Origin of the sequence: Streptomyces palmae (genome assembly GCF_004684805.1) — a bacterium.
GTDB classification, from domain to species: Bacteria; Actinomycetota; Actinomycetes; order Streptomycetales; family Streptomycetaceae; genus Streptomyces; species Streptomyces palmae.
This window is the reverse complement of the sequence record NZ_SRID01000300.1, coordinates 1-8,612: the sequence shown is the minus strand read 5'-3', so window position 1 is coordinate 8,612 and position 8,612 is coordinate 1. Positions and strand designations below refer to the sequence as shown.

Below are 8,612 nucleotides of genomic sequence, written 5' to 3'. Positions count from 1 at the left end.
CGGCGGGCCGGGGCGGGAAGTCGCCCCACCCCGGCCCGCCGTACCTCGGGGCCAGGGGAGGCCACCGATCACCGGCGAGTAGCGAACCCCGGATCAGACGGCGGCGGCGGGCCGCGGCGCCCCCTGGAAGACCTGGTCGGCGTGCCAGTAGCGGTGGGCCGGCGCGATGGGGCTGGCGCCGGCCTGGGGGCCGATGAGTGGCCGGCCGGCGAGCGATATGACCTGGTCGCGGGCGACGGGGCTGCCTCCGACGAAGCGCTGCGAGACCAGGACCCGGTGGTCGTCGCCTATGCCCAGGACACCCTTGTCGAAGAGCTTGTGGTGCAGCGAGCACAGGCACAGTCCGTTGTCGACCTCGTCCGGACCGTCAAACGCCCACCAGCGCACATGGGCGGCCTCCAATCCGACCGGCACCGCGCCGATCCGGCCGTCGTAGCCGCAGAAGGCGCACCGGTACTCGTAAGCCGTCAGCACCAGTTCGCGCATCCGCCGGTCCCGCTGCCGCCGGGCCGGCGAGAGCCGCTCGGTCCGCGCGGGCTCCAGCTCCAGGCCCACGGCCTCGCACAACTCGCCGTGCAGCGAGGGCGGGAAGTTGAGGTCGAGCAGGACCTGGGCCATCCGTCCGAGCAGCGAGGGCTCCCGGCGCAGCGCCGCCCGCAGCTCCGGTACCAGCCGCCCCGCGGCCCCGGTCTCCCGCAGCTCGCGCACTCCGGTGCCAGGGCTGCCCGCCCCATGGCGCGTGCGCACCTCCCACACCCCGTCGCTGACCAGGTGGTGGAACGGGTAGGCGGGCGTGGACCTGTTCGACGGGCCGTACTCGGTCAGCAGCCGCTTGAGATCCTCCTCCACCGCGCTGTAGCCCAACTCGCCGTCGCTGTCCAGCTGGTAGCGGCCGAGGGCGTACAGGAACAGCAGCGGCTTGTGCGGAGCACGTGTCCCGCTCCGGGTCCACTGCCTCAGCTTCGCGGCGCGCTCAAGCCAGTCCATGAGGGGTGATCGTATGGGGTCCGGTTTCCCTAGGGCCGGTCCGGCTGAGTCGGCGCCGGCTGCGGCCATGTGCCCTGTGCCAACGCGGTCAGGACGCTCTGCTTGATCCGCGCCCGCTGACCGTTGCCGACGAGTTCGGTGGGCAGACAGCCGTCCCGCACCTCGTAGGGGCCGAGCACCGAGCGGATGTAGGCGTACTCGGCCGGATGGGCCTCGACCAGGAGTCGGCTGGCCTCCTCCTTGGCCTCGGTGAAGGCGACCGCGCGGGGGGCCTCCCGCCGGCGTTCGCGCAGGGCGAGGGTGAGTTGGCGGACGCAGCGCTTGTACTCCGTGCGTCGCTGCTGGACCGCCGCGAGGAAGCGCCGGGCGTTGAGCACCTCCATCGCTTCCGGTTGCGGGAGTGTGTAGAAGTGGTCCGGAAGGGCCCCCAAGCCGTGTGGTGTCTTGGCTCGTGCCTGCCCCATGACCATGTAGCCGAGCTCTCGCAGGGCGTTCTCCCAGCGCCCCAGCAACAGCGGATGGCGCAGCGCCATGCTGCGTTCTTCCTGGGCCTTGGCGTCGTCGGCGGCGGCGTTCCGTACCGTGAGGTCGGAGGCCGCCAGCAGCGCCTCGACCTCAGCGGTGCGCGGGGCCGTGATCAGGCCATGGGAGCAGGCGTAGGCGAGTTGCTCGTGGACATCGCGGAAAGCCGGTGTCTCGGGCGCGTCGTCCAGGTGCCGGCGGGCCCGCTCCTGCTGGACGAGGGCGGTGTACTCGTCGGGGAACGCCTGCCTCAGCCAGCCCTGGGCGGTTCTGTGGGAGCTCGTGCCGTTCTTCCGCTCGGTGCTGTTGTTGAAGTCGTTGCGGCGCAACTTCTTGGCCAGGATGCCGGCTTCGTGCCTGCGGTTGCGGACGCGGTGCAGACGGTGCTCGGTGGGCTGCAGGCGGGGATCGCCGGTGTAGCGCATCCGTTCGCACGCGACCTGGAGCTCCCCGCAGGCGCAGAGCAGCGCGTCCTGCCAGTCCAGCCGCCATTCCGCCTTCCGCAGCAGGCGGCGGGTCTTCTGCGGGATGTAGCCGTTGGTGGCTTCCGCGATGGAGACGGTGACGAGGTTGTCGAAGCTGTCCGTGATCAGCGGCACGAGCTCATCGGTGGCGATGTGCTCGACGTCGGCAAGCCGCAATCTCTCCACCACGGTGGCCTTCCTGTGCTCGGCCCTGTGCCCTGGCGGGATCCCCACTCCCCCCACCGCTGCCTCAGCCTAACGAGGGCGATGGCCGAGCACAGGCGAACGCCGGAGTCGGTGACCGGACCCCGAGGTGACCAGCTGCTTCGGGTACCTCGGGGACGAGTGAACGCCTACGACGCGCGCTCTCCGTCGCGATGGCGAGCGGATCCCCGGTGGGCGCGGCGGCGACCTGTCGGACGCCACCCGTTCTCCCTACGGTTGGGAGATGGCAAATGGGGTGTGGCACACCGGATATGGCATAGAGATCAATCTGTCCCTGCCCGACCTCGGTCACCCGGACCGTCCCGATCTGCTCCAGGAGATCACCGCCAGCGTCTCCGAGCGCGATCCGCAACTGCTCGAATGCCTGGCGCACCACGAGAAGCGCGAGTGCCTGTCGGAGTCGGGCGGGAAGTCGCCCTGGATGTTCATCCGCCGGGGGCGCGTGGGCGGTCGGCGACCGCTCGTCGCCTCGCACCTGCCGATCACGCACCGGGCGACGCCGGCGGAGAGCGCCCAGCACAAGGCCACCAAGGAGCGGATCGTCGAGACCGCCGGGCGGTACGGCCTGGACGCCGAGGCCGAGGTTCCCATCGGCAACCGGCGCAGCATCTCGGACGCCGTCGTCGTCGGGCCCGGCGGCACACGGATCGGCTGGGAGATCCAGTACCACCACCTCAGTCCCAGCAGCGTCCACCGGCGCTCGGTCAACGCCGTGGAGCACGGCATCACCCCGCTGTGGGTAGCGAAGGACCGGACGGCCTCCCTGATCGACCGCGCTCCGTGGGCGCGGGTCGACGACATGCCGTGGAAGGACATCGCCGACGGCAAGGAGATGGTGATCCGCGGCGGGTACCGGCACCTCGAAGTCTGGAAGTGCGTGCCGAGCAGCGAGCGTCACTGCCTCGTCAGCGGGGGCGCCGGCCACTGCGGCACGATCCACGCGGACTGGTTCGTCCCCGCGCTGTGCCTCCCGCAGCGGAAGCCCGTCCACATCGAGGACCTGGTCCTGCGGAGCGCTACGGGCGCGAGCGTCCCGGTCTACGTGCCCAACCGAGGGAACGGTCGCGCCGGCCGGCACATGTGGGTCTCGGCCGACGACCGCGCGCTGTGGCAGGAGCTCACCGGCGAGACGACGCCTGCCCCGACGGCCCCGGCCGAAGACGAGGACGACGTGATCACCTTCGCCGAGCAGGAGATCGACCGCGCCTGCCGAGCGGGGGAGGAGGGCTGGTTCGTCAGTGACGGCCGGCCTATCCGTGACCTTGACCAGCCGACCGGGGGCTTCACGCTTCCCCGCATGCCGGTCCAGCGCTCCCGCGACCCGATGCGGATCACCACCGTGGAACGCGCCGCCGCCTCTGCCGCGCTGGGATGCCCGGTGTGGGAACTCGGGCCGTGCGCCGGCTGCGACCAGCTGATGCGGCGCTACGGGCGGAACGCCGCCCTGTACTGCAGGGCGTGCCGGGCCGTCCTCAACGGGCGGTAGCCGGTCGATCAACCCCACACGGGAACCAGCGAACGACGAAGGTCCCGGCCGCTGCGCGGTCGGGACCTTCGGTTCGGCTGGTGGGCCGTGGCGGAGGATACGAGATTCGAACTCGTGAGGGGTTGCCCCCAACACGCTTTCCAACTGTGCGCGTGGCCGTACGGGTGCGTTCACGGGGGTTCGCGGGGCAGGTCAGGCGGGGTGCGTGTACGGCGGTGAACGGTGGCATCCGTCAGCGCACTGAACAAAGATCAGGACAACGACCACCCCTTGCCGGCTTCCGCCCCTCAGGCTTCAAGGAGTGCTGGTTTCGGGGTTCGATCCGTGAATCCGTGCTCTGCCGGCCGGGTCGCGCGCTGTGCCAGCCATCCGGACACCCGGGGCCCGCCATTGACCGCGCCCCCTTCCGTCACCGTGCGGACGTGTGCGAACCCCTGCCGCAGGTAGTACTGCTGGAGGGCTTCGTTGGTCGTCCAGGCGTCCAGCCGGAGCCACCTGGCTCCGGCCTGGTGTGCACGGTCACCGGCCCAATCGATGAGCCTGCCGCCCAGGTTCTGAGCGGAATGAGTCCGTGCGACGGTGAGCTTGTTGATGAACATCGACGGCTCGGCGAGTTCAGCGGCGGACCACAGGCCGTCTTCCGCCTCAGGCGTCAGGGTGATGGTGGCCGCGGTCGCCTCACCATCGCGCAGCATGAAGACCATCCCCGCTTCGATGGTCGCCAGCAGGCGGTCTGCCGGGTAAGGGCGGCTCCACTGATCGGTGCCCAGCTCGCTCAGCCAAGCCGCGGCCTCGCGCCGGAAGTCCAGCAGCTTGGGGAGATCACCCGGCTCGGCGAGAGTGATGATCACAGCGACTCCCCTCGCGCGGACAGATCGCCGATCTCGTAGTTCATGCGGTTGAGGTCTCCCCGGAACGTCGTGATCGTGCACCGGATGGGCTTGCTCTCGGAGTAGCCCGTGCGCATCCACAGCAGCATGGGGACCCCAGCGCCGACCTCCAGCAGACGAGCCTCATCCGGCGTGGGCATCCGGGCGGACAGCTCATCGAAGTACCCGACCTGCGTGATGCCGTGGTCCGCGAGGTAGCGTGTCGTTCCCTCGGCGATGTCGCCCGGCTCGGCTAGCCGTGGTGCCTCCTCGACCAGCCACCCGGGGTAGTACGTCGCCTGAGTCGACCAGGGCACGTCATCCACGTACCGGTGGCAGAACCGAAGCACGGACTTGGTGCCGGCCTCGATTCTCAGCCGCTCCGAGACGTCCTTCGGAGCAGGGAGCATCTCCACCCGGAAGGTCTGGTGGGGGCGGCGGCCGGCGTTCGTGACGTCGGTGTTGTAGGCGTCGCCGTTCTGCGGGAAGTTCAGGTTCTCGAACTTCGAGGCGTTGAGCTCGAACACTTCGTGCGACCGCACTTCGTAGCCGAGCCCCTGGCTTGACGTGATCAGCCCCTCGCTGACGAGGACACCCAGTCCGGACCGCACGGTGTTCCGGGATGCGTCGAAGCGGCCGGACAGCTCACTTTCCGACGGCAGGCGAGACCCTGGCGGGTACTTCCCGCTGTCGATTTCCCGGCGCAGAGCGTCGGCCACCTGGCGGTATTTGGGCGGAGTCATGCCGTCATCATGTCGCACTCGCTGAACTTGTCGGTACATGTGGCCCTCCAATCGCTTGACGCGTCACGTTCCGTCGGTGCACCATCACGGTACAGCTTGTGCCTACAAGTTGAGCAAGCAAACCAGGCCAATCAAGGTCTAGTTTGCGCTGCGCTAAGCACCGGAGGGCCTCTGAAACGGGCCCGAAGGAAGCGATCGCACTTTGAGAACTCAACAGAGATGTGAACGAACGGCGGGGTGGAAGTCCCCGCCCCCGAGGCGGCCGGGTGATGGCCGCGGCGGCCACTTAGCGGCGGGTGAACCTGTCCCGCCCGCGTGCCAGCTCTGGAGAACACCGCTGGGGCCCGTCCCCTGCGGTGCCACCTGGTGCGCGCCGCCCTGCTGGCGTCAGAGCAGTGACGATGACGCGCCCGATTCTCAGGCTCGGGACTGGCCCGCCGCGGCAACGGCGGGCCAGTGAAGCCTTGCCCCTATGTGCGGGTTTTGGAGGCGGTGTGAACCGACAACACATCTGGGCGTCGCCGTGATCGACCGGCCGGCGGCGCCGGGCTCACCCCTTCCGGTCGCCCCTCTTCCCGGCATCGCAGCGTCTAGCGCTGCGGTCGGCTGCCTCTCCCGACCGTCCAGGCCGTGCTCGCGGTGCTGTACGGGCGGGAGTGCGGGGAGCCGAACACGGGCTTCATCCCCGGGGCTGCTGGCCCCGGGCTTTCTGCGGCGTACCGCACAACGGAAGCGCCGCCCGGGGGCCTACCCGGGCGGCGCGAACCACAGGCACCTGTCGAAAGGACCTACCTGTGATCACCCACAGCATGGCATCCCATGCTTCGCCCCCGCACCCCACCGACTCCGACCCGGATCTCGACGAGGCGCTGCGGCGCGTCAGGGCCGGGGGTGGTTCCCGGTGAGCGAGATCGCTGAGCAGCAGGCTGCCGATGCGCTCGCCCAGCAGCGCCTTGAGGAGGCGCAGCAGGCCGCCGAGGCGGCCGAAGCCGCCCGGCAGGAAGCCGCGGCGCTGCGAGGGGAGAACCAGTGAGCGAGTTGACCATGTCCGACCTCGCGGCGTCGATGAGGGCGCTGCGTGTGCTGGTGGCGGACTTCCCTGATCTGCCGGCCGTGAACGTGGAGGTCTCCCGGCGCTACCCGGGGCGGCTGGAGCTGATCGTTCATGAGGGCCTCGGTGTCTTCGAGGTGTGGCGGGAGGCTTTGGGTATCCCGGTCGAGTCGGTAACGTGCTCCGGCCCGCGGGCGGGGTGTCCGTTGGTGTTGGAGGCCAGCGTCGACTACGCCGGTATCCGCCTGTACGTGACTGGCTTTGGCGGCGTCCACCACCCCGCCGACGTCCTGGAGGCGGTGGCCTGATGCACAGCACTTCTTCGCCCAAACCGCTTACCACAACCCAACGGTGGGTTCTGAGCGGTGCGTTCGCTCCCATGCTCGCCACTGGGGTTGCCGGTGGTTTCGGCACCTTCAGCAACGTCAGCCATGCTTACGGCAAGGGGACGGCGTCGGGCGCGGTGGCGGCCGGTGAGGGCGCAACTGCTGTCCTGGCGCTGGTGGTGCTGGGGCTGACGATGCTGGGCCAGTCTTCGCCCCTGGTGATCCGGGTGGGCCTGTGGGCGTTGCCAGCTGGCGCGTCGGCGATGTCGGCGATGGCTGCCGATGGCGCGGGCAGCATGGTGATCTACGCGGTGACGCCGATGGGCATGTGTGTCTCGGCTGAGGGCATGGCGTTCCTGGCGCGTCGCATCGTGGTCCACGTGTCCGGCCGGGATGCCGAGGCTGACCGTAAGGCCGCCGCCACGGTGCGGGCCTTGGCCTACCACCGGGCCCGGGCGGCGAACCACCCCAAGGCGAGCGTCAAGGATCGGTCGGAGCGCAAGTCGTGGCGGCTCGCGCGGAAGGTCGGTGCCGGTGATCCGTCGTTGGCGCCGCGGCTGCTGGCGGTCCAGCAGGACCGCGTCACGGACGGCGCCGACGCCGCCTTGGCCGCCATGTTCGCCGTGACGCCCCCCGTCACGGCCGTCACGGACCCCGTGACGCCTGCTGTGACGCCCGTGACGGCCCCCCTGCCGGCCGACGGTAACCGGCCTGCGTTGGAGAGCGGACTGCCGGACGGCGGTGACACCGAACCGCAGGTCACCATCCCGGATCCGCCCGCAGTGCCCCTTGCCGACCCTGTCCCGACGGCGGCGGAGGCACCCGTCACGCCCCCCGTGACGCCTGCCGTGACGCCCGTGACGCCCGGCGAATCCGACGGAGTCGATGACCCGGCCGAGTCGGCTGCTGGTGGGGCCCCGACGTTGGAGGAGTTGGCGGCTGTGGCGGGCGTGCCCACGCCCGTGCCCGGCGAGCACCTCACGGACGACCAGCTCGATGTCGTGCTGAGGCACCTGCGGTACTCCGAGGATCCGCCCCTGTCCTACCGGCAGGCCGTCACGGCGTTCCGGGATGGCGGGTACGTCGGCGGGGAGCAGCGAGTGCGCAAGGCGTGGGGTCAGCTGATGTCCCACGAGGAAGCCGGTGCCGGCGTCGAGGACGCGGGCGAGGCGAGTGAGAGCACGACGGACCAGTAGTCCGGCACCACCAGTGACGGCCAGCCCTCTCGACGGGGGCTGGCCGTTGCTGCGACTGCCGGAAGTCGACACGGCATCGCAGACCCGGCGAGCAGCCGGTGAGTGACCCGGCCCGCGGCTATGTCCGCGACCGGCGAGCAGATCCGACAGCAGACCCGGTGAGCGCTGCCGAACCCGATAACCCAGCAGCCGACGTACCAACCGCACCACCGCTGACATCGCCCCGGCGCTCACCGCGTGAGCACCGGGGCCCCGTGCTGCCAGCAGCTTTCCAGGGCCTAGCTGGGAGCACGGCCTTCAACTCAGACCGCGTGCTGGCCGCTTTCCAGGGCCTGCCAGCCGCGGTCATCGCCCCGACTTCGTAAGGAGCTGACCCAGGATGACACGCCGCATCCTCATCCCCTTCGGTTCATGGACGGAGGGTCGGTGATGGCGTTCTTCGGGCTGATCGGCAACGACCGGTCCATGGCCAAGTCCGACTACAACGACCGCGAGTCCGCCTCCGAGAAGGCGGCGCGCAAGCGCCGCGAAGCTCACCACCGCAACGCGCGGGATGCCGACCGGCAGGGTCAGGCGTGGGAGGACGCCGAGCGCGCCCGCCAAGACCGCCGAGGGCGGCGGAGCCGATGAACCGCCCCCTGCTGCTGTTGCGCCGCCTTCGCTCCTGGCGCCTGCGCCGCCGACTCGCCACAAGCGGCCCGGTCACCCGAACCCGTCTTCCCCAACGCCCCGCGGAGCCCCAC

Annotated in this window: 9 protein-coding genes; 5 read left to right on the top strand and 4 right to left on the bottom strand. The window is 70.2% G+C overall.

Annotation, left to right across the window (positions count from 1 at the left end; all coding sequences use genetic code 11):
* Positions 1 to 93: 93 nt before the first annotated feature.
* Both E4099_RS24530 and E4099_RS24525 read right to left on the bottom strand, forming a co-directional pair.
* Entirely contained in the window at positions 94 to 987 is an 894-nt protein-coding gene (locus E4099_RS24530; RefSeq protein WP_135341293.1) for a phosphorothioated DNA-binding restriction endonuclease, read from the bottom strand.
* A gap of 29 nt (positions 988 to 1,016) precedes the next feature.
* On the bottom strand, positions 1,017 to 2,162 hold the full coding sequence (locus E4099_RS24525) for a hypothetical protein (protein ID WP_135341292.1): 1,146 nt from the start codon (positions 2,160 to 2,162) through the stop codon (positions 1,017 to 1,019).
* Between the two features lie 259 nt (positions 2,163 to 2,421).
* On the opposite strand from E4099_RS24525, the gene E4099_RS24520 reads away from it, so the two are divergent.
* Positions 2,422 to 3,684 carry a competence protein CoiA family protein gene (locus tag E4099_RS24520; protein WP_245245134.1) on the top strand — a complete coding sequence of 421 codons (1,263 nt, stop codon included), beginning with the start codon at positions 2,422 to 2,424 and terminating at the stop codon, positions 3,682 to 3,684.
* A 287-nt stretch (positions 3,685 to 3,971) separates the two neighbouring features.
* On the opposite strand, the gene E4099_RS24515 is transcribed toward E4099_RS24520, so the two are convergent.
* Together E4099_RS24515 and E4099_RS24510 are read right to left on the bottom strand one after the other, a co-directional pair.
* Positions 3,972 to 4,535, bottom strand: a complete 564-nt coding sequence (locus E4099_RS24515) for a GNAT family N-acetyltransferase (RefSeq protein ID WP_135341295.1) — start codon at positions 4,533 to 4,535, stop codon at positions 3,972 to 3,974.
* The gene (locus E4099_RS24510) at positions 4,532 to 5,296 is read right to left on the bottom strand and encodes a GntR family transcriptional regulator (protein WP_342451943.1); all 765 of its coding nucleotides are present in this window, start codon (positions 5,294 to 5,296) and stop codon (positions 4,532 to 4,534) included. Before E4099_RS24510 ends, E4099_RS24515 begins: the two co-directional genes overlap by 4 nt.
* A gap of 901 nt (positions 5,297 to 6,197) precedes the next feature.
* On the opposite strand from E4099_RS24510, the gene E4099_RS34920 reads away from it, so the two are divergent.
* The 4 genes from E4099_RS34920 (at position 6,198) to E4099_RS24495 (ending at position 8,499) form a co-directional block, all read left to right on the top strand.
* Positions 6,198 to 6,329 carry a hypothetical protein gene (locus tag E4099_RS34920; protein ID WP_280923522.1) on the top strand — a complete coding sequence of 44 codons (132 nt, stop codon included), beginning with the start codon at positions 6,198 to 6,200 and terminating at the stop codon, positions 6,327 to 6,329.
* Positions 6,326 to 6,655 carry a hypothetical protein gene (locus E4099_RS24505; protein WP_135341290.1) on the top strand — a complete coding sequence of 110 codons (330 nt, stop codon included), beginning with the start codon at positions 6,326 to 6,328 and terminating at the stop codon, positions 6,653 to 6,655. The genes E4099_RS34920 and E4099_RS24505 overlap by 4 nt, the downstream gene beginning before the upstream one ends.
* A gap of 71 nt (positions 6,656 to 6,726) precedes the next feature.
* Positions 6,727 to 7,869 (top strand): hypothetical protein, encoded by a 1,143-nt coding sequence (locus E4099_RS24500; RefSeq protein WP_386390290.1) that lies wholly within the window; start codon positions 6,727 to 6,729, stop codon positions 7,867 to 7,869.
* Positions 7,870 to 8,280: 411 nt separating this feature from the next.
* Complete coding sequence (locus tag E4099_RS24495; protein ID WP_245245133.1) at positions 8,281 to 8,499, top strand: hypothetical protein; 219 nt, start codon at positions 8,281 to 8,283, stop codon at positions 8,497 to 8,499.
* Positions 8,500 to 8,612: the final 113 nt, after the last annotated feature.